This is a genomic window from Pseudomonas sp. Pseusp18 (assembly GCF_059506005.1).
This window is the reverse complement of record NZ_CP169240.1, coordinates 3,177,371-3,199,533: the sequence shown is the minus strand read 5'-3', so window position 1 is coordinate 3,199,533 and position 22,163 is coordinate 3,177,371. Positions and strand designations below refer to the sequence as shown.

19 protein-coding genes and 1 tRNA gene are annotated in these 22,163 nt (G+C 60.8%); 14 read left to right on the top strand and 6 right to left on the bottom strand.

The features are described from left to right. Positions 1–3: 3 nt before the first annotated feature. Positions 4–1,152: a MalY/PatB family protein gene (locus tag ACEN9A_RS14380; RefSeq protein WP_258674113.1), complete on the bottom strand. Its 1,149-nt coding sequence runs from the start codon at positions 1,150–1,152 to the stop codon at positions 4–6. A 235-nt stretch (positions 1,153–1,387) separates the two neighbouring features. Between ACEN9A_RS14380 and fdnG the strand changes: the two genes are divergently transcribed. The 7 genes from fdnG to ACEN9A_RS14345 all read left to right on the top strand — a co-directional run bounded on the left by fdnG (position 1,388) and on the right by ACEN9A_RS14345 (position 10,731). Continuing rightward, a complete protein-coding gene (gene fdnG, locus ACEN9A_RS14375) occupies positions 1,388–4,453 on the top strand; it encodes a formate dehydrogenase-N subunit alpha (protein ID WP_258674112.1) in 3,066 nt (1,021 codons plus the stop codon). Continuing rightward, positions 4,454–5,398, top strand: a complete 945-nt coding sequence (gene fdxH / locus ACEN9A_RS14370) for a formate dehydrogenase subunit beta (RefSeq protein WP_064617966.1) — start codon at positions 4,454–4,456, stop codon at positions 5,396–5,398. Beyond that, positions 5,395–6,048 (top strand): formate dehydrogenase subunit gamma, encoded by a 654-nt coding sequence (locus ACEN9A_RS14365; RefSeq protein WP_019649852.1) that lies wholly within the window; start codon positions 5,395–5,397, stop codon positions 6,046–6,048. Before fdxH ends, ACEN9A_RS14365 begins: the two co-directional genes overlap by 4 nt. 4 nt (positions 6,049–6,052) lie before the next feature. Next, the gene (fdhE, locus tag ACEN9A_RS14360) at positions 6,053–6,979 is read left to right on the top strand and encodes a formate dehydrogenase accessory protein FdhE (protein ID WP_258674111.1); all 927 of its coding nucleotides are present in this window, start codon (positions 6,053–6,055) and stop codon (positions 6,977–6,979) included. Positions 6,980–7,264: 285 nt separating this feature from the next. Then, positions 7,265–8,713 (top strand): L-seryl-tRNA(Sec) selenium transferase, encoded by a 1,449-nt coding sequence (gene selA / locus ACEN9A_RS14355; RefSeq protein WP_413386310.1) that lies wholly within the window; start codon positions 7,265–7,267, stop codon positions 8,711–8,713. After that, the gene (selB, locus tag ACEN9A_RS14350; RefSeq protein ID WP_258674108.1) at positions 8,710–10,629 is read left to right on the top strand and encodes a selenocysteine-specific translation elongation factor; all 1,920 of its coding nucleotides are present in this window, start codon (positions 8,710–8,712) and stop codon (positions 10,627–10,629) included. The genes selA and selB overlap by 4 nt, the downstream gene beginning before the upstream one ends. A 6-nt stretch (positions 10,630–10,635) precedes the next feature. Beyond that, positions 10,636–10,731: transfer RNA gene (locus tag ACEN9A_RS14345), tRNA-Sec, on the top strand. Between the two features lie 18 nt (positions 10,732–10,749). On the opposite strand, the gene ACEN9A_RS14340 is transcribed toward ACEN9A_RS14345, so the two are convergent. Next, on the bottom strand, positions 10,750–12,102 hold the full coding sequence (locus ACEN9A_RS14340; RefSeq protein ID WP_258674107.1) for an OprD family porin: 1,353 nt from the start codon (positions 12,100–12,102) through the stop codon (positions 10,750–10,752). A gap of 49 nt (positions 12,103–12,151) precedes the next feature. After that, on the bottom strand, positions 12,152–12,805 hold the full coding sequence (locus ACEN9A_RS14335) for a hydrolase (protein ID WP_019649847.1): 654 nt from the start codon (positions 12,803–12,805) through the stop codon (positions 12,152–12,154). Between the two features lie 224 nt (positions 12,806–13,029). On the opposite strand from ACEN9A_RS14335, the gene ACEN9A_RS14330 reads away from it, so the two are divergent. The 3 genes from ACEN9A_RS14330 to ACEN9A_RS14320 are packed head-to-tail and all read left to right on the top strand — an operon-like array spanning position 13,030 to position 16,021. Beyond that, a complete protein-coding gene (locus tag ACEN9A_RS14330; protein ID WP_019649846.1) occupies positions 13,030–13,995 on the top strand; it encodes a tripartite tricarboxylate transporter substrate binding protein in 966 nt (321 codons plus the stop codon). A 1-nt stretch (position 13,996) separates the two neighbouring features. Then, positions 13,997–14,488 (top strand): tripartite tricarboxylate transporter TctB family protein, encoded by a 492-nt coding sequence (locus ACEN9A_RS14325; protein ID WP_111453354.1) that lies wholly within the window; start codon positions 13,997–13,999, stop codon positions 14,486–14,488. Positions 14,489–14,512: 24 nt separating this feature from the next. Then, positions 14,513–16,021 carry a tripartite tricarboxylate transporter permease gene (locus ACEN9A_RS14320; RefSeq protein WP_019649844.1) on the top strand — a complete coding sequence of 503 codons (1,509 nt, stop codon included), beginning with the start codon at positions 14,513–14,515 and terminating at the stop codon, positions 16,019–16,021. Positions 16,022–16,407: 386 nt separating this feature from the next. Here the strand turns inward: ACEN9A_RS14320 and ACEN9A_RS14315 are convergent, their stop codons facing one another. The 3 genes from ACEN9A_RS14315 to ACEN9A_RS14305 all read right to left on the bottom strand — a co-directional run bounded on the left by ACEN9A_RS14315 (position 16,408) and on the right by ACEN9A_RS14305 (position 18,219). Continuing rightward, positions 16,408–16,839, bottom strand: coding sequence for a nuclear transport factor 2 family protein (locus ACEN9A_RS14315; protein WP_019649843.1), 432 nt, complete (start codon positions 16,837–16,839; stop codon positions 16,408–16,410). Between the two features lie 116 nt (positions 16,840–16,955). Continuing rightward, positions 16,956–17,795 carry a pirin family protein gene (locus tag ACEN9A_RS14310; protein ID WP_258674106.1) on the bottom strand — a complete coding sequence of 280 codons (840 nt, stop codon included), beginning with the start codon at positions 17,793–17,795 and terminating at the stop codon, positions 16,956–16,958. A gap of 40 nt (positions 17,796–17,835) precedes the next feature. Then, the gene (locus tag ACEN9A_RS14305; protein WP_258674105.1) at positions 17,836–18,219 is read right to left on the bottom strand and encodes a DoxX family protein; all 384 of its coding nucleotides are present in this window, start codon (positions 18,217–18,219) and stop codon (positions 17,836–17,838) included. Between the two features lie 141 nt (positions 18,220–18,360). Between ACEN9A_RS14305 and ACEN9A_RS14300 the strand changes: the two genes are divergently transcribed. The 4 genes from ACEN9A_RS14300 to ACEN9A_RS14285 all read left to right on the top strand — a co-directional run bounded on the left by ACEN9A_RS14300 (position 18,361) and on the right by ACEN9A_RS14285 (position 22,044). After that, positions 18,361–19,272 (top strand): LysR family transcriptional regulator, encoded by a 912-nt coding sequence (locus tag ACEN9A_RS14300; protein ID WP_138867557.1) that lies wholly within the window; start codon positions 18,361–18,363, stop codon positions 19,270–19,272. Positions 19,273–19,360: 88 nt separating this feature from the next. Next, complete coding sequence (locus ACEN9A_RS14295; protein ID WP_026345902.1) at positions 19,361–20,863, top strand: sensor domain-containing diguanylate cyclase; 1,503 nt, start codon at positions 19,361–19,363, stop codon at positions 20,861–20,863. A 120-nt stretch (positions 20,864–20,983) separates the two neighbouring features. Further along, the gene (locus ACEN9A_RS14290; RefSeq protein WP_258674102.1) at positions 20,984–21,628 is read left to right on the top strand and encodes an ATPase; all 645 of its coding nucleotides are present in this window, start codon (positions 20,984–20,986) and stop codon (positions 21,626–21,628) included. Between the two features lie 74 nt (positions 21,629–21,702). Next, positions 21,703–22,044 (top strand): YajG family lipoprotein, encoded by a 342-nt coding sequence (locus ACEN9A_RS14285; protein WP_007938318.1) that lies wholly within the window; start codon positions 21,703–21,705, stop codon positions 22,042–22,044. Positions 22,045–22,163: the final 119 nt, after the last annotated feature.

Below are 22,163 nucleotides of genomic sequence, written 5' to 3'. Positions count from 1 at the left end.
GAGTCAGCGGTTGCGCAAACTACGCTCCATCCGCGCAATCCCTTCTTCCAGCAACGCCCGTGGGCAGCCGAAGTTCAGGCGCACGAATTGCTGGGCGTGATCGCCGAAATCCAGCCCGGCGCTCAGTCCGACTTTGGCCTGTTCGAGGAAGAATTGCTGCGGGTTGTCCAGCCCCAGTGCCGTGCAATCGAGCCACGCCAGATAAGTGCCCTGGGGCACGTTCATGGTCACGCCCGGCAGCCGCGTGCGAACTGCTTCCACCAGATAGTCCCGATTGCTTTGCAGGTAGGCCATGAGTTCGGTCAGCCATGGGTGGCCTTCGCTGTAGGCGACGCGGGTGGCTTCCAGGCCCAGCGGGTTGACGCTGTCGACCATGCCGCAGCGGGCATGGTTGACGCGATGGAGCAGCGCTGCGTCTTGAATGATCATGAACGCAGTCTTCAGGCCAGCGATGTTGTAGGCCTTGCTGGCCGACATCAAGGTGATGGTGCGCTTGGCGATCTGCGGGCTGAGCGAGGCGGTCGGAATATGCACGCGCCCATCGAAGCACAGCTCGGAATGGATCTCGTCGGAGATGATCCAGGCATCCTGTTCCAGGCAGATGTCGGCGACCGCTTGCAGTTCCTCCCGAGGGAAGACCTTGCCCAGCGGGTTATGCGGGTTGCTCAGCAACAGCGCGCCGCCTCCTTGCAGTGCCTGGCGCAAGGCATCGAGTGGCGTGGCGTACGTGCCATCGGCCAGCACGTTGAAATCCAGTTCGACCTTGTTCAGCTGCCAGTGGCCCGGCGCATGGCGCAGCGGCGGATAGTTCGGCGTTTGCACGACCACGTTCTGTTGCGGCTGAACCAGTGCATGCAGGGCCATGTTGAAGCCTGATTCGATACCCGGCAGAAACACCAGTTCCTGGGGCTGCACACGCCAGGCGTACTTGTCCCACAGGTCGGCGACGATGGCGTCACGCAAGTCATCCTGGGCCACGCTGTAACCGAGCATCGGGTGTTCCAGGCGTTTTTGCAGGGCCTGAATGATCGCCGGCGGCGCGGCGAAGTCCATGTCGGCGACCCACATCGGCAACACGTCGGCCAGGTAGCGGCTCCACTTGGTACTGCCGGTGCCATGGCGGTCGAACACCTGATCAAAATCGAAAGTCATGCTCAGTCTCATAAAAGGCAGAGGGGGTAATCCGGCGGCCATGATAAGCGCCAACCTTCACCGCTGGCGAGTTGTGCAACGGAGCATGACCGGCAAGCCGCCGACGGTCGGTTTTCAGACCGCACAGCACAACATTGTCTAAAGTTCTAATTGGCGGTAGTTCCGTTGCCGTCACCGTGATCGTCCAGAAAAACCCGGCCAACGCACCGGGTTTCCACCTGATCAGGAGTGCACGATGGACCTCAACCGTCGTCAGTTCTTCAAGGTCGCTGGTCTCGGCCTTGCAGGATCCACCCTTGGCGCGCTGGGCATGGCCCCGACGCCAGCCTTCGCCGAACAAGTGCGTCATTTCAAGCTCGCCCATACCCATGAAACCCGCAACACCTGCCCGTACTGCTCGGTCGGCTGCGGCTTGATCATGTACAGCCAGGGCGACAATGCGAAGAATGTCGCCCAGAGCATCATTCACATCGAAGGCGATGCCGACCACCCGGTCAATCGCGGCACCCTCTGCCCAAAAGGCGCAGGCCTGCTCGACTTCATTCACAGCCCCAGCCGTCTGCAATACCCGCAGGTGCGCAAGCCCGGCACCAAGGAGTGGACGCGGATCTCCTGGGATGAAGCGCTGGACCGTATCGCCGACCTGATGAAGGCCGACCGTGATGCCAACTTCATCGAGAAGAACGCCCAGGGGCAAACGGTGAACCGCTGGCTGACCACCGGTTTCCTCGCGGCCTCGGCCTCGTCCAACGAAGCGGGTTACATCACCCACAAGGTCATTCGCAGTCTGGGCATGCTGGGGTTCGATAACCAGGCACGTGTCTGACATGGCCCGACGGTGGCAAGTCTTGCCCCGACGTATGGCCGTGGTGCCATGACCAACCACTGGACCGATATCGCCAACGCGAATCTGGTTCTGGTGATGGGCGGCAACGCAGCAGAAGCGCATCCTTGCGGTTTCAAATGGGTGACCGAAGCCAAAGCCCACAACAAGGCACGGCTGATTGTGGTCGACCCGCGCTTCACCCGTACGGCCTCGGTAGCGGACTATTACGCACCGATCCGCACCGGCACCGACATCGCCTTCATGGGCGGGCTGATCAATTACCTGTTGACCGAAGACAAGATCCAGCACGAATACGTGCGGGCCTATACGGACGTGTCGTTCATCGTCAAGGCCGGCTACGGTTTCGAGGACGGCTTGTTCAGCGGTTACGACGCGAGCAAGCGCAGCTACACCGACAAGTCCGGCTGGGGGTATGAGATCGGCGAGGACGGCTTTGCCAAAGTCGACCCGACCTTGCAGGACCCACACTGCGTCTATCAATTGATGAAGCAGCATTACAGCCGCTACACCCTGGAGCTGGCCAGTCAGGTCTGTGGCATGCCCACCGACGCGATGAAGAAAATCTGGGAAGAGATTGCTACGTGTGCGCAACCGGGCAAGACCATGACCATTCTCTATGCCCTGGGCTGGACCCAGCACTCGATCGGCTCGCAGATGATCCGCAGCGCGGCGATGGTGCAACTATTGCTGGGCAACATCGGCATGCCGGGCGGAGGCGTCAACGCATTGCGCGGGCACTCCAACATCCAGGGCCTGACCGATCTCGGCTTGCTGTCCAACCTGCTACCCGGTTACCTGACCCTGCCATCCGAAAGCGAACAGGACTACAACGCCTACATCGCCAAGCGCGCACTCAAACCGCTGCGTCCCGGGCAGATGTCCTATTGGCAGAACTACGGCAAGTTCCATGTCAGCCTGATGAAAGCCTGGTATGGCGCCAATGCCACCGCCGAGAATAACTGGGGCTACGACTGGCTGCCGAAACTGGACATTCCCGGCTACGACATCCTGAAAATGTTCGACATGATGGGCAAGGGCCAGGTCAACGGCTACATGTGCCAGGGCTTCAACCCGATTGCCGCCTTGCCGGACAAGAACCGGGTGATGAAGGCTCTGGCCAAACTCAAGTGGCTGGTGGTGATGGACCCGCTGGCCACCGAAACCTCGGAGTTCTGGCGCAACGTCGGGCCTTACAACGATGTGCAGACGGCCGACATCCAGACCGAAGTCATCCGTCTGCCCACCACCTGTTTCGCCGAAGAAAACGGCTCGCTGGTCAACAGCGGCCGCTGGCTGCAATGGCACTGGAAGGGGGCCGACGGCCCGGGACAGGCGCGCACCGACGTGAAAATCATGGCCGAGCTGTTCATGCGCCTGCGTCAGCGCTATCAGGCCAATGGTGGCGCCTGGGCCGAGCCGATCCTCAAGCTCGACTGGCCGTACAAGATCCCCGATGACCCGACGCCGGAAGAACTGGCCCGGGAATTCAACGGCTACGCCATCGCCGATGTCACCGACGCTTCGGGCGCGGTGGTCAAGGCCGGTCAGCAGCTGTCCGGTTTCGCCCAACTCAAGGACGATGGCAGCACGGCCTCCGGTTGCTGGATCTTCTGCGGCAGTTGGACCGAGCAGGGCAACAACATGGCCCGTCGTGACAACAGTGATCCTTACGGCATGAAGCAGAACCTCGGCTGGGCCTGGGCCTGGCCGGCGAACCGACGGATTCTCTACAACCGCGCCTCTTGCGACCCCCAAGGCAAACCGTGGGATGCGAAAAAACGGCTGGTGTGGTGGAACGGCAAGGTCTGGACTGGCACCGACGTGCCCGACTACAAGGTCGATGTGCCGCCGGAAGCCGGGATGAACCCGTTCATCATGAACCCCGAAGGCGTGGCGCGGTTCTTCGCCCTCGACAAGATGAATGAAGGGCCATTCCCCGAACACTATGAACCGTTCGAGACGCCCATCGGCATCAACCCGATGCACCCCAACAACAAACAGGCGACCAGCAACCCGGCCGGGCGGATCTTCGATTCGGTCTGGGACACCCTGGGCCAGGCCAAGGACTTCCCTTACGCGGCGACCAGCTACCGGCTGACCGAACACTTCCACTTCTGGACCAAGCATTGCCCGATCAACGCCGTGACCCAGCCCGAGCAGTTCGTCGAAATCGGCGAGGCGCTGGCCAAGGAGAAGGGGATTGCCGCCGGCGACCGGGTGCGGGTCAGTTCCAAGCGCGGACATATCGAAGCAGTGGCGGTGGTGACCAAGCGGATTCGTCCGCTGCAGGTCAACAATCAGGTGGTGCACCAGATCGGTATCCCGTTGCACTGGGGCTTCACCGGCGCCACTCGCCACGGTTACTTGACCAACACCCTGGTGCCGTTCCTCGGCGATGGCAACACACAGACCCCGGAATCCAAGTCATTCCTGGTCAACGTGGAGAAAGTCTAAATGGCCAGCCAAGACATCATCGCCCGTTCGGCCACCACCACCGTGCCGCCCTCGGTGCGCACCCAAGAGGAAGTGGCCAAGCTGATCGACACCACCAAGTGCATCGGCTGCAAGGCTTGCCAGGTTGCCTGCTCGGAATGGAACGAGCTACGCGACGATGTCGGTCACAACCTCGGCACCTACGACAACCCTCACGACCTCAGCGCAGACACCTGGACCCTGATGCGCTTCACCGAGCATGAAACCGACGCCGGCAACCTCGAATGGCTGATCCGCAAGGACGGCTGCATGCACTGCGCCGAGCCCGGCTGCCTGGCGGCGTGCCCGAGCCCCGGTGCGATCATCAAGCACGCCAACGGCATCGTCGACTTCGATCAGGACCACTGCATCGGCTGCGGCTATTGCATCACCGGTTGCCCATTCAACATTCCGCGCATCTCGCAAAAGGACCACAAGGCCTATAAATGCACGCTGTGTTCGGACCGGGTAGCGGTGGGGCTGGAACCGGCCTGCGTGAAAACCTGCCCGACCGGCGCCATCGTGTTCGGCAGCAAGGAAGACATGAAGGAACACGCCGCCGAACGCATCGTCGACCTCAAGAGCCGCGGCTTCGACAACGCCGGTTTGTATGACCCCGCGGGCGTCGGTGGCACCCACGTGATGTATGTGCTGCACCATGCCGACACGCCCAGGTTGTATGCCGGTTTGCCGGATCACCCGGCGATCAGTCCGCTGGTGGACCTGTGGAAAGGCCTGAGCAAACCCCTGGCGTTGCTGGCCATGGGCGCGGCGGTGCTGGCCGGGTTCTTCCATTACGTGCGCGTCGGGCCACAACTGGTCGAGGAGGACGAACATCCGACCACCGTCGACCCTGCCGTGCATGAGTTCGATCCGTCGGTACACACCTTCGACCCAAGCAAACCCGGCGGGGAGGACAGGCCATGAACGACAAACCGATCGTGCGCTACACCGTCAACCAGCGCACCAACCACTGGCTGGTGGCGATTGTGTTTCTGATGGCCGCGCTGTCGGGGCTGGCCTTGTTTCATCCGGGCTTGTTCTGGCTCAGCAACCTGTTTGGCGGCGGACCGTGGACGCGCATTCTGCATCCGTACCTGGGCCTGACGATGTTTGTGCTGTTCCTCGGCCTGGTGTGCAGTTTCTGGCGGGCGAACTACTTCATCACCAACGACCGGCTGTGGCTCAGGCGAGTCGGGCATGTGATCCGTAACGAGGAGGAGGGTGTGCCGCCGATCGGCAAATACAATCCGGGGCAAAAGCTGCTGTTCTGGGTATTGCTGATCTGCATGCTGGTGTTGCTGTTCAGCGGGCTGGTGATCTGGCGCGCCTGGTTCAGTGCGTACTTCGGTATCACCAGTATTCGCTGGGCGATGCTGCTGCATGCATTGGCGGGATTCATCCTGGTGCTGAGCATCATCGTCCATGTCTACGCCGGTATCTGGATTCGCGGTTCGGTCGACGCCATGGTGCATGGCCGGGTCAGCCGCGCCTGGGCGAGAAAACACCATGGGCTCTGGTACCGGGAAGTGACCGGTGACGAGACGCCTGAGCGACCGATCAGCAAAAAAGGATGATCCCTTGGCCACGATCCTCGAACCTGGGCAAATAGAAGCGGCGGCGAGTTCACCGCCGTTTTTGTACCTGCCGCCGAACAACCTGTTCACCCTGCGCGCGTTGCGCCTGGAACGTTTGGCTGACGGCCATCCCATGGCGGACTATCTGCGTTTGATCGCGGGGTTGTGTCATGTCCAGCAGCAGCTGATGGACGATCCGCCCGTGGCGACCATGCCCGACCCCGAACGCCTGCGGTTGTGCGTAGAACATGGCTTACCGCCGTTCGCCGCCGACAGTCTGGTGCGCGAAAACGTTTGGCTGCCTTACCTCGAGGCCTTGTTGCAGCGCTATCAGCCATTGCCACATTCTGCGGTAGAAAACGCCGTGGCGACGTTGCGCAGCGCAAATCCGGGATTGCTCAAGGCATGGGCGATTGCCTTGGTCAGCGGCCAGTACTCAATGCTGCCGGCAGCACTGGTGCCGTTTCTCGGTGCCGCGCTGCAAGTGGCCTGGAGTTATTGGCTGCTGAACACGCCCAACCTTGAACTGACGCGCGGCGACAGCCTCAGCCAATGCCCAGCCTGCGGTTCGCCGGCGATGGCCGGGGTGATTCGTCATCGCGGCAAATACAACGGTTTGCGTTATCTGGTGTGCTCGCTGTGCGCCTGCGAATGGCATGTGGTGCGGGTCAAATGTGTGTATTGCGAACAGAGCAAGGGGCTTGAATACGTCAGCTTCGAGGATGATCGGCACGCCGCCAATCAGGCACCGCTGCGGGCCGAAGTCTGCCCCGGCTGCAACAGCTACCTGAAACTGATCTACCTGGAAAACGACGCCGAAGCCGAAGCCCTGTCGGCGGACCTGTCCAGCCTGATGCTGGACATGCGTCTGGAGCAGGAAGGCTATCAGCGGCCAGCGCCCAATCTGCTGCTGGTAACAGGCGAACAGTAGCTCCAACGCTGCGATGTGTAGCAGCTGGCGAAGCCTGCGTTCGGCGGTAGCAGCTGTCGAGCTTGCGAGGCTGCGTTCGGCTGCGCAGCAGTCGTAAAATCACCATTGTGGTGCGTCAGGTGCACCATGGCTGCCGGACTCACGACTGCTGCGCAGCCGAACGCAGCCTCGCAAGCTCGACAGCTGCTACAAGGAGTGCGTCGCGGCTGAAAGTGAACAGCACTCGAGCGGGGAGCTCAGGGGCTACACTCAGACGCGACGGTCACTCGCTTCCGGGAGCCTCTGATGCCCGCAACACTCGCCGGCCAAACCTTGCGGCTGCCTTCCATCGACAGCTTGTTGCGCCATCCCGCCTGCCAAACGCTGGCCGAGCGTTACGGGCGCGACGCACTGCTGGCCGGCCTGCGGCAATTGCTCGATGACTTGCGCGAGCCGGTGCACAACGGTGAACTCGCCGCCATTGAAATTGCTCCCGATGTATTAGCGGGCAGGGCGGGCGAGCGTCTGGCGATCCAGCATCGCAGCCAGGTCCGCCGGGTGTTCAACCTCACCGGCACGGTGCTGCACACCAACCTCGGTCGCGCGTTGTTGCCGGAACAAGCCATTGAAGCGGTGCAACTGGCTGCGCGCTATCCGCTCAATCTGGAATTCGACCTGCACAGCGGCAAGCGCGGCGACCGGGACGATTTGATCGAAGGCTTGATCCGCGAACTGACCGGCGCCGAAGCAGTCACCGTGGTCAACAACAACGCCGCCGCCGTGTTGCTGACGCTCAACAGCCTGGGCGCACGCAAGGAAGGGATCATCTCCCGAGGTGAGCTGATTGAAATCGGCGGTGCGTTTCGCATTCCCGACATCATGGCCCGCGCCGGGGTGCGGTTGCATGAGGTAGGCACCACCAACCGCACCCATGCGCGCGATTACGAGGCCGCCATCGGCCCGCGCAGTGGTCTGCTGATGCGCGTACACGCGAGCAATTACAGCATCGAAGGCTTCACCGCGAGAGTGCTGACGGCGGAATTGGCGCAGCTGGCTCACCGCCACGGACTGCCCTTGCTCGAAGACCTGGGCAGCGGCAGCCTGCTGGACCTGACACGCTGGGGTTTGCCCGCCGAACCGACGGTGCGCCAGGCCCTGCTCGATGGCGCGGACATCGTCACCTTCAGCGGCGACAAATTGCTTGGCGGGCCTCAGGCCGGATTGATCGTCGGCCGCAAAGACCTGATCGCCAGGATCAAAAAGAACCCGCTCAAGCGTGCCTTGCGAGTCGACAAACTGACCCTGGCCGCCCTAGAAGCCGTCTTGGCGCTGTATCGCGATCCCGATCGGCTGGCGGAACGCCTGCCGAGTCTACGTCTGCTGACTCGCCCTCAAACCGACATCCTCGCCCAGGCCGAACGCCTGCAACCGTCACTGGCGCAGGTGCTGGGCGATGCCTGGAGCGTCAGCGCGGTGCCGGCGCTGGGCATGATCGGCAGCGGCAGCCAACCGGTGGCCAGGTTGCCCAGCGCCGCGTTATGCCTGCGGCCCAACGTTTCCAAACGCCTGCGTGGGCGGCGATTGCTGGGGCTGGAGGCAGCGTTGCGACAGTTGCCGATTGCCGTGCTCGGGCGTATCGACGATGACGCCTTGTGGCTGGACTTACGCCAACTCGATGACGAAGCCGCGTGGCTGGCGCAGCTCAATCAGCTGGCGCAATTAGATCAACTGCAGGAGGAGGGCCGGGACGGGTGATTGTCGGCACGGCGGGGCACATCGATCACGGCAAGACTTTCTTGCTCCAGGCACTGACCGGGCAGGCCGGTGATCGTCGCCGCGAAGAACGCGAACGCGGCATGACCATCGACCTCGGCTACCTCTATGCAGCGTTGGAGCCGGGCGCCGCCCTGACCGGTTTTATCGACGTGCCCGGCCATGAGCGCTTCACCCACAACATGCTGGCTGGTGCTCAGGGGATTGATCTGGTGTTGCTGGTGGTAGCGGCCGATGACGGCGTCATGCCGCAAACCCGTGAACACTTGGCGATTGTCGAGTTGCTGGGCATCCCTCGGGCACTGATTGCAATCAGCAAGTGCGACCGGGTTGACCCGGCTCGGGTGCAGGCTGTTCGTGAGCAGATCGAAGCATTGCTGGTGCCCGGCCCTTATTCCGGTGCGCCGCAAATCCCGCTGTCGAGTGCCACTGGCGAGGGCATCGAGACTCTGCGCCAGGCTTTGCTGGATGCACAGCATGAGGTTGTTCAACGCAGCGCCAGCGGCGGTTTCCGTTTGGCGATTGATCGGGCCTTCAGCGTGGCCGGCGCCGGCATCGTGGTGACCGGTACGGCGTTGTCCGGTCAGGTGACAGTGGGCGATACGCTGATGTTGAGCCCGCAGGGCAAACCGGTGCGAGTACGTGGCCTGCATGCGCAGAACCAGGCCGCTGACAACGCAATGGCCGGGCAGCGCGTCGCGCTGAACCTGAGTGCCGAGCGTTTGGCCTTGGAGCAGATCCACCGTGGCCACTGGCTGGTGGCCGAATGGCTGCATGCGCCGACCCAGCGTCTGGATATCCGGATGAGCGTGTTGACCAGCGAAGCGCGAAGCTTCGAACACTTTCAACCGGTGCATGTGCATCTTGGAACTCAGGACGTGACGGGGCGGGTGGCTTTGCTGGAAGGTTCCAGCCTGGCACCGGGCGGGCAGATGTTCGCGCAACTGCTGGTCAATGCGCCGGTGCTGGCGGTGAAGGGCGACCGCTTGATCCTGCGCGACCAAAGCGCCCAACGCACCCTTGGCGGTGGCCGAGTGCTGGACCCGTTCGCCCCAGCCCGACATCGTCGCAGCCCTGAGCGATTGGCGCAGCTACAAGCGCTGGCCACCACCAATAGTCTGGAAGCGGCACTGCCGGCGTTGCTGACCAACAGCGACACCGGGCTTGACCCGCAGCGACTGGAGCGTCAGTTCAACCGTCCGCGCCAGACTTGGGAGTTACCCGATGACGTGCGCTTCATCGATACGCGGCAGGGGCCGTTGCTGTTCAGCGCGGTGCGTTGGGAAGCCCTGAAAACGCCGCTGCTGGAACACCTCGCACGCTTTCATCAACTCGAACCGGACCAGATGGGACCGGACCGGGATCGCCTGCGTCGTTTCGCCGGCAGCGTGCTGGAACGGTCGACCTTTATCAGCCTGCTCGACGAATTACTGGCCAGTGGTGCAATGGCGGCCAGCGGCCCGTGGCTGCATTTACCCGATCACCAGGTGCGCTTGAGCGAGGACGACGAAACCCTCTGGCAACAATTGCAGCCGTTGTTCGAACAGGCGGGTTTCGATCCGCCGTGGGTGCGTGATCTGGCCAAAGCCACTGGCCATGACGAGGCTGCCGTGCGCCTGCTGCTGCGCAAGATGGCCCGGTTGGGACTGCTGCATCAAATCGTTCGCGACCTGTTTTACACCGACACGCTGCTGCGCCGATTGGCGGCTATGCTGGTGCAACTGGCCAGCGATAACCCGGTGATCCAGGTTGCCGGGTTTCGCGATGCCGTGGGCCTGGGGCGCAAGCGCAGTATTCAGATTCTTGAATACTTCGACCGGCTCGGACTGACCCGCCGCTTTGGCGATCGACGCCATATCCGGCTCGACAATGCACTGGCCCAACAAGCCGCAGTCTGACTTCAAGGAAGGCAATCGCGCCCGGTGGCGCGGCCGGGCTTCAAACCCGGTTGGGGACGGCATCCGTTCCCGGGCAGGTTCGACTCCGGCTGCCTTCCGCCATTTCCACGGTGACCTCGATCACAGGTGCCCGAAGGTCAACGGGTACTGGATGACAACGTAAACCCTGTCGATGTCATCGCCCGCCTGAGCGGTGTTGGCCCGATGAGACACATGGGACAGTTGCACTGACAGACCCTTGGCGGAACCTGATTGCACGATATAGCGCAGATCGATGTCGCGCTCCCAATGCCGCCCGCCATCGCCCTGTTGAGGCACGTACTCGCCGATGGTCGGGTCGAACGGGTTGTAAGCCCCACCCTTGGGCGCACGGGTGCCGTCGATGTCGCTGCCCCGGACATAACGCGTCATGAAACTCAGGCCGGGGATGCCATAAGCGCCGAGGTCGAGGTCGTAGCGTGCCTGCCAGGAGCGTTCGTGGGCGCCGTTGAAGTCGGCGTACTTGATCGAGTTGGCCAGGTAAATCGAGTCGCCACCGACGAAGTCGAACGGTGTATCGCCATTGATGCGTTGCCAGGCCAGGGTGAAGGCATGGGCATCAAGGGTGTATTTGCCCGAGAGGCTGTAGGCGGTGTTGTCGATGGCGCCGGCCAGCGCTTTGCCGGTGTCCTGCGTCCGGTACAGGTTGGCGTCGAGGAACACGGCGGACTGTTTCAGGTGCAGGTTGGCGTAATACTGGCGCCAGGTGTCGCTCAGCTCGGAGGCGTACAACGCGCCGCCGACAGGACTGTGTGTGAACAGGTCGGTGCCCAGAAACGTGATGCCACCGGCTTCGGTGTTGGCGCCGTAGCCGTAAAAGTTGCCCTTGCTTGTCGTGTTGTCCTGATTCTTGAACGCCGTGAAATGACCCGCCACCAGTTTCATGTTGTCGATTTCGTTGCTGTTCAACAGAAAGCCCGTGGCGTATTCCGGTTGCAGGCGTTTGTCGGAGGTGTCGAACACCGGGGTTTCCACGGTCATTTCACCGAAGGCCAGGGTGGTTCGGGAGGCCCTGATTTTCAACGCGCCACCGGCACTGGAATAGTTGTCTTCGCTGCGACCGTCACTGTCCAGCGGCAGTAACCCGGTTCCCGAATGCCCTTTGCCGCCGTCGAGCTTCAGCCCCATAAAAGCGTGGCTGTCGACGCCGAAACCTAACGTGCCGGGGGTGAATCCGGATTCAAATGAGCCGATAAAGCCTTGAGCCCACTCTTGTTTGTAGTTCTTGCCCGAAGGCTGGGGTGAGCGGTAGTCGCTGTTGAGGAAGAAATTTCGACTGAGCACCTCAAGCTTCCCGCCCTCGAGAAATCCTTGCGCGGAATCCGGTGCCTCATCCGCCAGGGCTGTTCCGGCAAAAAACACGCAGAGCCAGAAGGACGCCCTGGGTACGTCCTTCCGACCGGAAATGCGCGGGAGGGTTTGTATAGAAAACATGATTGATCTCCCGCCTGAAACAGCGACTCCGAAGAGTCGCTATTTATTCTCAATGGCCTTCAGAGGCATGGAACATGGTCTTGGCGTAGATCAGGCCCAGACCATAGGCACCACCGTTGGCGATGGAGGTTTTCACCGTCTCGTCGTAAGTCTCGGTGCGTGCCCAGTCGCGCTGCAGTTCAAGCAGGTATTGCAGCGAAGTCATTGGGCGGGCACCGAGCTGGATCATGCGCTGCACGGCCATTTCATGGGCTTCGATGGAGACATCGCCACAGGCATCGGCGATGAAGTACACCTCGAAGCCTTGGTCAAGGGCCGACAGTGCCGGGCCAACGATGCACACGGAGGTCCACAGACCGGCCAGGACGATTTTCTGTTTGCCGATGGCGTTGACTTCAACGGCAATGCGCTCGTCTTCCCAGGTGTTCATGCTAGTACGGTCGATCACCTTGTGTTCCGGGAACACCGATTTGATTTCGTCGAAGATCGGGCCGGAGAAGCTTTTCTCGGCGACGGTGGTGAGGATGGTCGACACGTTGAAGCCCCGGGCTGCCTTGGCCACCAGTGCGGCGTTATTGCGCAGGGTGACGGCATCGATCGACTTGGTCGCAAAGGACATTTGCGACTGGTGATCGATCATGATCAGGGTGTGGTCGGTTGGGTTCAGCAGGGTTTTGCCAGGTGCTGCTTTTGCGATGGCCATGATGATGTCCTTGCGAGTGGATTGTGGATGGGTTCACAAGGCCTATGGTTGCGTAGATTTCGATGCGGATATTGAGTCGATGTGCTGTCTTTGATTAACGGCGCATCAGCACAAAGGCCGTCAACAAACACATCTATGACCTACGCTTGTTTCCAGACGAATGCTCACCGAACAGGGGCTCTCCCTGATCGAAAACAACAAGAACGGCTATCCGGAGACGTCTCATGTTTGCACTGGCCCGTCGATTCAGCAGCAACCTCGCCGCTTTCATTACCGCCGCCGCACTCGCATCACCCGTTTTTGCCCTGGACACCGTCAAGTTCATGGCCCCAGGTTCCGTCGGTGGCGGTTATGACCAGACAGCGCGAGTCCTGGGCAAAGCCATGGTCGAGGCCCAAACGGCCAAAGCCGCCACCTTCGAGAACAAGGGTGGCGCCGGCGGGACCCTGGGGTTGGCGCAATTTGCCAACGCCACCAAGGGCGACCCCGATGCGCTGATCGTGGTCGGCGCGATCATGGTCGCGTCCATCGAGCAGAACAAACCGCAAATCACCTTGAAGGACGTAACCCCGATCGCCCGGCTGTTTACCGAATACAACGTGATCGCCGTACGCGACGACTCGCCGTACAAAAACCTTGAGGACTTGCTCAAGGACTTCAAAGCCAACCCGTCCAGCATCAAATGGGGCGGTGGCTCCAAGGGTTCGATCGACCACATCGGCATCGCCGAACTGGCGAGCAAAATGGACATCCCCGTCAACAAGGTCAATTACGTTGCCTTCGCCGGTGGCGGCGAAGTCGTTGCCGCGGTGCTGGGGGGGCACATCACGGTGATCACCGGCGGCTACGCCGAGCTGGCCAAATACGTGCAGTCCAAACAGTTCCGCTTACTGGCCGTCGGCGCGCCCAACCGCGTTGAAGGCATCGATGCACCGACGCTCAAAGAGTCTGGCTACGACGTGACGATCGGCAACTGGCGGGGTGTTTACGGCGCCGCGGGGCTGACGCCTGAACAGCGCAAGGCACTGACGGAAGCCGTGCTGACCGCCACCAAAAGCGCCGTCTGGCAGGAAAACGTAAAAACCAATGCGTGGTCGCCGAGCATTCTGACCGGGGATGATTTCGGCAAATTCGTCGATGAGGAGCACGGACGCCTGCGCGCGATGCTGGTCAAGGTCGGGCTGCTTTGAGATGGCCGGGCGCTGGAGCGTAAGGCCGGCCCAACTGGCGATTGGCGTCGGTATTGTCGTGATCAGTGCGGTATTGGCGGTCGGCGCCTCGCGGTTTCCCGCCGAGATGGGGTTCGTGATCATGCCGGCCTACGTCTACCCCTATGCCGTCGCGGCATTTCTGGGCGCCGTCGGTCTGTTGATGGGCTATCAGGCGCTCACCGGTGGTTTTCGCAACCTCGCCGATGATCATGAGACTTCCGGGGCCGAGCCCGGCGGCAAGTCCGGGGCGACCTGGGTTACGGCAGGGCTGCTGGGCGTGGCGTTGCTCATTTCCTACATCGGCTTCGTCTTGGCTGCTGCATTGCTGTTTGCCTGTTCGGCGCGAGGCTTCGGCAGCCGCAGCCCGGTGCGGGACCTGGCCATCGGCATCGCTCTGGCACTGCCGATCTACTGGCTTTTCACCGCCGGGCTAGGGGTTTCCCTTCCGCCCTTGATCAACGCCTGGATCTGATCCAGGCCGAAGGAGGTCGACAAGGTGGATATTCTCTCGAATCTGGCAGTCGGCTTCGCTGGCGCGCTGACGCCGATCAATCTGATGTGGGGTTTTATCGGTTGTCTGCTGGGCACTGCAATTGGTGTGTTGCCGGGGATCGGCCCGGCGCTGACCGTCGCCTTGCTGCTGCCGATTACCGCCAAGGTCGACCCGACCGGGGCACTGATCATGTTCGCCGGCATCTATTACGGCGCTCAATTTGGCGGCTCCACCACCTCGATCCTGCTCAACACGCCGGGGGAATCGTCCTCCATGGTCACGGCCCTGGAAGGCAACCTCATGGCCCGCAACGGACGGGCAGGTCCGGCGCTGGCAACGGCCGCCATCGGTTCATTCGTGGCCGGCACCATCGCAACGATCTTGCTGACGTTGTTCGCGCCCCTCGTGGCCACGCTGGCGCTGAAATTCGGGCCGGCGGAGTATTTCGCGATTCTGGTGCTGGCCTTCACCACCGTGTCGGCAGTGCTCGGCGCGTCGATGCTGCGCGGCTTTGCTTCATTGGGCATCGGGCTGACCATCGGTTTGATCGGCCTCGACTCGACGTCAGGCATTGCCCGCTACACCTTGGGGGTTCCCGAGCTGGTCGATGGCATCGAAGTGGTGCTGGTCGCGGTGGGGTTGTTTGCCGTCGGTGAGGCCTTGTACGGCGTGCTTTACCAAAAGGAAGAAACGGCCAGCCGACACCGCCTGACCTCGTTATGGATGACTCGCGCCGACTGGAAACGCTCGGTCCCGGCGTGGTTACGGGGCACCTTGATCGGTTTTCCCTTCGGGTCGATTCCGGCCGGTGGCGCGGAAATCCCGACGTTCCTGTCCTATTCCACTGAACGCAAACTCAGCAAGTACCCGAAAGAATTCGCCGCCAGCAAGGGCGTAGGCGCCATCGAAGGCGTCGCAGGTCCCGAAGCGGCAAACAACGCGAGCGCCACCGGCTCACTGGTGCCGCTGCTGACCCTGGGCATACCGACCTCCGCCACGGCGGCGATTCTGTTGGCAGCGTTCCAGAACTACAACCTGCAACCGGGGCCGCTGCTGTTCCAGACCTCGGGCGAACTGGTCTGGACCCTGGTGGCCTCCTTGTACATCGGCAACGTCATCCTGCTGGTGCTGAACCTGCCGCTGGTGGGGCTGTGGGTCAAACTCTTGCAAATCCCTCGGCCGTACCTGAACGCCGGGATCCTGGTGTTCGCCACCATCGGCGTGTACGGCATGCGCCACTCATCCTTCGACTTGTTACTGATGCTGGGCATCGGCTGGGCGGGGGTGTTGATGCGGCGTTTCGATTTTCCCGTCGCCCCGGTGATCGTCGGCATGCTGCTGGGGCCAATGGCGGAAAAACAACTGCGTAACGCCTTATCCATCAGCCAGGGCGACTGGATGATATTTGTGACACAACCGATTGCGGCGTCGGTGCTGGCGGTGACGTTGTTGGTGCTGCTGGTGCCGTATCTGCTGCATAAGCGTGGGATCAAGTTGCATGAGGATGATTGACGGCTGATTACCTGGCTCCCAGCGCGATCTGTAGCAGCTGCCGAAGGCTGCGTTCGGCTGCGAAGCAGTCGTGTATCCAACTGATGCGGTCTGCCTGACATACCGCATTCGCTCCCGGGCAAATCGTAGGAACGTGGCGCACAGGCTCGGGCGTTGCAAAGGGAGGAGGGGTTCAAGGCTGCTGTCTAGCGGTGTAGCGACGGACGAGCAAGCCCGCTCCCATATGTGATCGCTGACGTGCACAAATAATGTGTTCACAGGCAATCCAGTGTGAGAGCGGGCTTGCTCGCGATCCAGCATTGCAACTGCCTGACACCCCACTTAATTCTTGCCGCAAGGGACTGAGGAGTGGCCACGCGTTGGCCGAAAACCGGCTTATGCGACAGTCAGAGCCGGAACGCTTGTCGTCCTACCAGTAACCATTTTCCTTGCTGCTTTTGCCAGATCTGAAAGTTCTCGATTTCCGTGGGAACAATCTCGGTGCCCTTGATGGCTTGCGCCGAAAAATGATGGCGGACCAACGCCACATCACCCGAGACGGTGATTTTCTGGTTCTGCATCTCCAGCGTTTTGAAAGCGCTTTTTCCGGTTTCGATATCGGCGATGAATTCTTTCTTGTCCTGGATTTTCCCGCTGGAATGCCCGTAGGTCAGGTTTTCAGCGGTGAGCGCATTCAGTTGTGGGACGTTTTTGGTCAGCATCGCTTGAGTCAGATGGTCTACCGCAGCGGCAACATCCTTCTCGCTCGATGTGGGGGAGGCCGCCACGTAGCCACTGAACAGGCATAAAAAACCGATAATCAGTTTCACTTTTTTCATGGGTAATTCCTTGTTGTTATAGGTGCGAGGATGACAGATGAATTACGCCAACTCATCTGTCATCGTACAACATATCAGGTTTTTACCAAGTGATGCAGATATGGCATTAGCGAGTGCTAGGCCAGCCGTCCCTCATGAAACAGACGCGCGCCAATACGCTGAATTTCAGCTTCGCCCTGCGCCAGTGCCGCTCGGCTGGTGTGTACTGAATAACGACCCATCACCAAATCATGTGGGTGCTTCACCGCCGAGCCCAGCACGAAAGACGTGTCGCCGTGCGCCACGAAATCGATGGGTTGGTCTGACTCCTCGAACACCGCCAACTCGCCAGTAATGACCGGGCCACCGACGTCCAGCCGACCGGCATTGACCGCCAGCCACGCCACGTTGTGGCCGGCGGGAGGTGTGTAGCGCCAGCGTTCTCCGTCTTTCAAGCGCACGACGAGGTAGTTCATGTCCGAAGGTGCCGCAATCGCACTTTGCGCTGCGCCATAGCGTCCGAGCAGCACACGCGCCGGGCCTGCTTGCGGGATCTGCGAGGGCGCCAGGTAGAGACTTTCCGCCGGTGTGTTTTCGTGCGAAACGGGTAGCGCGACCCAGAGCTGGAAGCCCGATATTGAGCTGTCACCGATTGGCTTAGCGTCGTGCCACACGCCATTACCGGCGCGCATCCACTCCACACCTTCGGTGGGCAGCACGCCCGTCTTGCCCGTGGTGTCTTCGTACTTCACGCCGCCCTCAATCATGTAGGTCAGTGTTGCGATCCCTGAATGCGGGTGCATGCCGAAACCTTTCTGCCCGCCTTGGGGCTTGAAGCCGAAGAGATCAAGAAACACAAAAGGTTTCAACAACTGGCCCAGGTCGCCAGGGCTCATGAGCCGCGTGATCGGCCCGTGAGTGCTGCCGGATGTGCGGTGAATGATGGCGCGCGTTGGTGTTGCAACGATGCTGTTCATAGGTTTTCCTCAAGTCTTGAGCCGATCGCCTTGGGATGGATCAGCGCGCGGCACCGAGCAAGGTCGCAGGCTTCCGACGCCAGGCCACGAAGGCAGACATTGCCAGCAGCACCAGGGCAGGGGCGGGATTGCCGCCAATCACAAAGAGATGCGTGACCACTGCGCCGGTCATGGTCGCCGTCAGCAGCAGCCCGGCGAAAAAGCTCGTGACCGGGATCAGCAGCAACACAGCGCCAGCCACTTCAATGGCACCGGTGAGGTAGCGGAACCATTGCCCAAGGCCGACGGCATCGAATACCTGAATCATCTGCGGAGCGCCGGCCAGCTTGGCGATGCCGGCCGCAGCGAACGCCAAGGCCAGAAAGATGCGAACACCCCAAAGGATGCGATTTTGAATAGGGGAGAGGGATGAAGTTTGAGTCATGGGGAACGATGTCCTTGCCTGTGGTTTACGCAGTTAGAGGGCTAACTGCCGCGATGCAAGAAGGATAAGCGCGCCCGGATTGGTTGATTAGATGGCACAATTGGATTGCGCCCATCCATTTTTTGCTGGAATTATCGCCTCATGCTCGACTTGAATGACATTGCCTTGTTTGTCCAAGTGGTCCGCAGCGGCAGCTTCGCCGAAGCGGCGCGGCGGCTGGGCATGCCGCCCAACACCGTCAGCCGGCGTGTCCAGCAGCTCGAGGCACAACTCGACACACGACTGCTGCAACGCTCCACGCGCAAGTTGACGCTGACCCATGCCGGGCAGGCTTTTCACGAGCGCTGCGTGGGCGCGGTGGACGGGCTGATCGAGGCGGGGCACGAGTTGATGACGGGCAGCCAGGAACCCAGCGGCTTGGTGCGCGTCGCGGCGACGGCGGATTTCTTCGACTTCTTCCCCATGGAATGGGTGGCTGATTTTCTCGCCGCGCATCCGCGGGTGCGGCTTGACTTCGTGCTCAGTGATGCCCGCGCCGACTTGATCGCCGAGCGTATCGACATCGCGTTTCGCGGCGGTCCGCTGCAAGACTCAGGTTACGTCGGGCGCCAGCTCTTCAGTGCAGGCAGCGAGGGCCTGGTGGCGAGTCCGGCTTACATCGCTGCTCGCGGTATGCCCGGTACGCTGCAGGACCTGGTGAACCATGACTGCGTGAGTTTCGCCCATCCCAGCGGCTTCACCACCTGGCGTCTGACCGGACCAGAGGGCGTGGAGGAAGAGGTGCAAATCGCCAGCCGTTTTTCCGGTAACACGGCCCAGGCACTGCGCAAGGCTACGGTGGCCGGCCTGGGCATCGCACTGCTGCCGCCGACGCTCGCCATGCTCGATCTTCAGGCGGGCCGACTTGTACGCGTGTTGCCACACTTCCAGCGTGCGGGCTTTGGCCTGCACGTGCTTTACCCGAGCCGGCAGCATCTGCCGTTGGCGGTATCGGCCTTCATTGAACTGGTGATGGAGAAACTGAGGGTGGAGGCATTCCCGGCGCAAGGCTGACCTATGCATATGCATCAGCAGTGATGGCTAAAAGCCTTCTATAATGCGCAGCCTTTGACGCCAGTGTACTCAACAGCCCGGTACTTCCTTGAAACGCGATCTTCGACTTGCCACTTTTCTGATCTTTCTGGTGTGTGTCTCCGTGGTGCTGCTGACGGCCTGGCAGACATGGACAGCCCGACAGAACACCTTGAGCGACATCAATACCGATACATTGAACCTGACTCAGGCGCTCAACACTTACACCGAGGGCACCTTCAAGCAAAGTGAAGTGCTGTTGCTGGGCCTGACAGAAAGGATCGAGAAAGACGGCACCGGCCCGGAGCAACTCGAACGGCTGAGCAAGTTGGTTGCCCAGCAGATGGATGCGCTCCCGCAATTAAATAATGTGGTGCTATATGACGCCCAAGGGGACTGGCTATTCTCGACCAACATGCTGATCTCATCCAATAGCAACAACGCAGATCGGGCGTTCTTCAAGCATCACCGAGACGTCGCGGATCGCGGTATCTATATCGGCCCGGCGATTCTCAGCCGTGTCACTTGCACCTGGGTGATTTCGGTCAGCCGACGCATCGATCACCCCGATGGAAGTTTTGCCGGGGTGATCGCCGCAACCATCAGCCTCGAACACTTCCTCAAACTTTATCGAAGCATCCACGTGGGGCAATTCGGCGCCATCAGCCTGACTTCATCCGAAGGGCGCCTGCTGGTGCGGTATCCCTTTCAAGTGGAAGACATCGGCCGTGACCTGTCTCACGCACCCATATTCTCCGAATACTTGCGCAACACCTCATCAGGCACCGTGGACTTTGCGTCGAAAGTAGATGGCATCCATCGCCTCTACGCGTTCAAGAGAAACGATCAATATCCTGTCGTCACGACGGTTGCGGTGGGGCAGGCCGAGGCAATGCAAGCGTGGCTCAGTCAGACAAAGCAATCCGTCGCTGTGGTGCTGCTGTTGTTGGGGCTCCTGGTCGCACTGGGGCGCAGGCTGATTTCCCACATCAGCCGGCGTATTCGGGCGGAGGAAAAATTGCTCGCGACCCAAACCGCACTGATCGAGCTTAACCAGACACTGGAAGTTCTCGCCAGCGTAGACAAACTCACCGGCCTCGCCAACCGCCGGCATTTCGATCAGTTTCTGGATGTCGAACTCAAACGCGCCAAGCGACTCGCAAGCCCGTTGTCACTGATTCTGATCGATGTGGACTTTTTCAAACGCTACAACGATCACTACGGCCATCTCGCTGGAGACGAATGCCTGCGGATCATCAGTCAGGCGATCAAGCACTGTGTACGTCGCCCGGGTGACATGGCGGCTCGTTATGGCGGGGAAGAAATCGCCGTGGTGATGCCCAATACGGACGAGTCAGGAGCGCGCAAGGTTGCCGAGGCGATCCTGTCGGGTATTGCGGCCGAGCAGCTTGCGCATTTGTCGAGCCCGTTAGGTATCGTGACCGTCAGCCTGGGGTTGGCGACATATGTCGCCGACGGCAGCGACCCTGATGAAAAGGCACTGATCGGTCGTGCAGATCGCGCGCTTTACGCGGCGAAGTCGCAGGGGAGAAATCAGTTGAGCGTCGCGTGATCGAGGACGGCGCAACTATCGGTTCAAGTGATAGTGACAATCAAGGAACGCAAGTTCTGCTGGGTCGGGTAAAGGCGGAAAATCGCCTCCATCGAAGACGCAGCTCAAGGAATTTGCGCGATGAAGACATTGACCCGACTGGCAATTGTCGCCCTGTTGATGGGCGGGGTTGCTACTGCTGCAACCGCCTACGCAGACGACGCCCAATCGTGCCATTTTCTGCCCATCGCCGGCGCCAGTACCGGGTTGCAGCATTCGCAAACCGTCGGTGTGCTGTACAGCGAAAACACCCTGGACAACCTGCAATACCTCGAGCGTTACCACGATGTGGCGGTGAACGGCGCGCGCGATGCGCTGGATGCGCGGATTCGCGACGCGTTCATCAACAGCTCCGACCCAGAGTTTGCAATCGACTGGCTGATGAGTTCGTTACAGCAGCAGTTCCTGTCGGTGACCGTCTACAACAACCTCGATGCGCTGGTGCAGGCCCATCCGGATGTAGTGGTGATGCTCGATACGCATAACCGTCTGCTGACCCAACGCAACAGTCAGGTCGAAGCGCGTTTCGCCGCACGGTTCTACGACGCCAACCTGCAATACATCGGCAAGGCCGAAGGCGCCGTCGAGAAGCAAATGCCTTCGGTCTGGGTACACCGTAAAGCTGCAGCCGAGATTGCCGCCCAGATCGACCAGCAACGCGACCTGCAACTCAGCGCCTTGAAGCAGTTCGATGACTCGCTCAAAACCCTGGTGACTGCTGGCTGAACACCCAGACCATAACCGCAACGACAGTGACCCGTTGCGCAACAAAACAGATTTTTTACTTCAGGACTTCGCCGATGCGCCCTTTATTTGTTCCTGTCATGGCTTTCGCCACCTTACTGCTGGCCGGTTGTGCCTCCGCGCCGAACGACCCGACGCTGACCTTGCAGACGAAAAAAACGCCTGCCGAGTACGCCGATTGCGTGGTGCCGAAGTTGCAGGGCAGCGCACTGCACCCGACGGTCTCGCAAACCCAGCGTAGCTACCGGATCGTGGTGCCGAGCAAAGTCGCCGCGGACAACGTTCTGGAAGCCTACAAAGCCCCGAACGGCGGCAAGGTGTTTTTGTACGAGCGTCACTTGCTGGCATCGAACTTCATGCCTTCGAGTTTCGAACGTGCCGCGCAGGAATGCCTGTAACCCGTAACTGCTTTGAAGAACGCTCCTTTGGTTGGCCGCAACCAACCAATTTTTTGCCCCGTACCTTATGTGGTTTCGGGGCTTTTTTTTGCGTGCAGGTTTTGGGGCAGGGAGTAGGG

What these genes read in the sequence shown, in the direction of transcription:
- ACEN9A_RS14325 (WP_111453354.1), top strand. Translation starts at nt 13,997, where the DNA reads ATGGCCGGGCGCTGGAGCGTAAGGCCGGCCCAACTGGCGATTGGCGTC.
- ACEN9A_RS14365 (WP_019649852.1), top strand. Translation starts at nt 5,395, where the DNA reads ATGAACGACAAACCGATCGTGCGCTACACCGTCAACCAGCGCACCAAC.
- ACEN9A_RS14290 (WP_258674102.1), top strand. Translation starts at nt 20,984, where the DNA reads ATGAAGACATTGACCCGACTGGCAATTGTCGCCCTGTTGATGGGCGGG.
- ACEN9A_RS14285 (WP_007938318.1), top strand. Translation starts at nt 21,703, where the DNA reads ATGCGCCCTTTATTTGTTCCTGTCATGGCTTTCGCCACCTTACTGCTG.
- ACEN9A_RS14380 (WP_258674113.1), bottom strand. Translation starts at nt 1,152, where the DNA reads ATGACTTTCGATTTTGATCAGGTGTTCGACCGCCATGGCACCGGCAGT.
- ACEN9A_RS14310 (WP_258674106.1), bottom strand. Translation starts at nt 17,795, where the DNA reads ATGAACAGCATCGTTGCAACACCAACGCGCGCCATCATTCACCGCACA.
- ACEN9A_RS14305 (WP_258674105.1), bottom strand. Translation starts at nt 18,219, where the DNA reads ATGACTCAAACTTCATCCCTCTCCCCTATTCAAAATCGCATCCTTTGG.
- fdxH (WP_064617966.1), top strand. Translation starts at nt 4,454, where the DNA reads ATGGCCAGCCAAGACATCATCGCCCGTTCGGCCACCACCACCGTGCCG.
- ACEN9A_RS14330 (WP_019649846.1), top strand. Translation starts at nt 13,030, where the DNA reads ATGTTTGCACTGGCCCGTCGATTCAGCAGCAACCTCGCCGCTTTCATT.
- ACEN9A_RS14335 (WP_019649847.1), bottom strand. Translation starts at nt 12,805, where the DNA reads ATGGCCATCGCAAAAGCAGCACCTGGCAAAACCCTGCTGAACCCAACC.
- ACEN9A_RS14315 (WP_019649843.1), bottom strand. Translation starts at nt 16,839, where the DNA reads ATGAAAAAAGTGAAACTGATTATCGGTTTTTTATGCCTGTTCAGTGGC.
- ACEN9A_RS14300 (WP_138867557.1), top strand. Translation starts at nt 18,361, where the DNA reads ATGCTCGACTTGAATGACATTGCCTTGTTTGTCCAAGTGGTCCGCAGC.
- selA (WP_413386310.1), top strand. Translation starts at nt 7,265, where the DNA reads ATGCCCGCAACACTCGCCGGCCAAACCTTGCGGCTGCCTTCCATCGAC.
- ACEN9A_RS14340 (WP_258674107.1), bottom strand. Translation starts at nt 12,102, where the DNA reads ATGTTTTCTATACAAACCCTCCCGCGCATTTCCGGTCGGAAGGACGTA.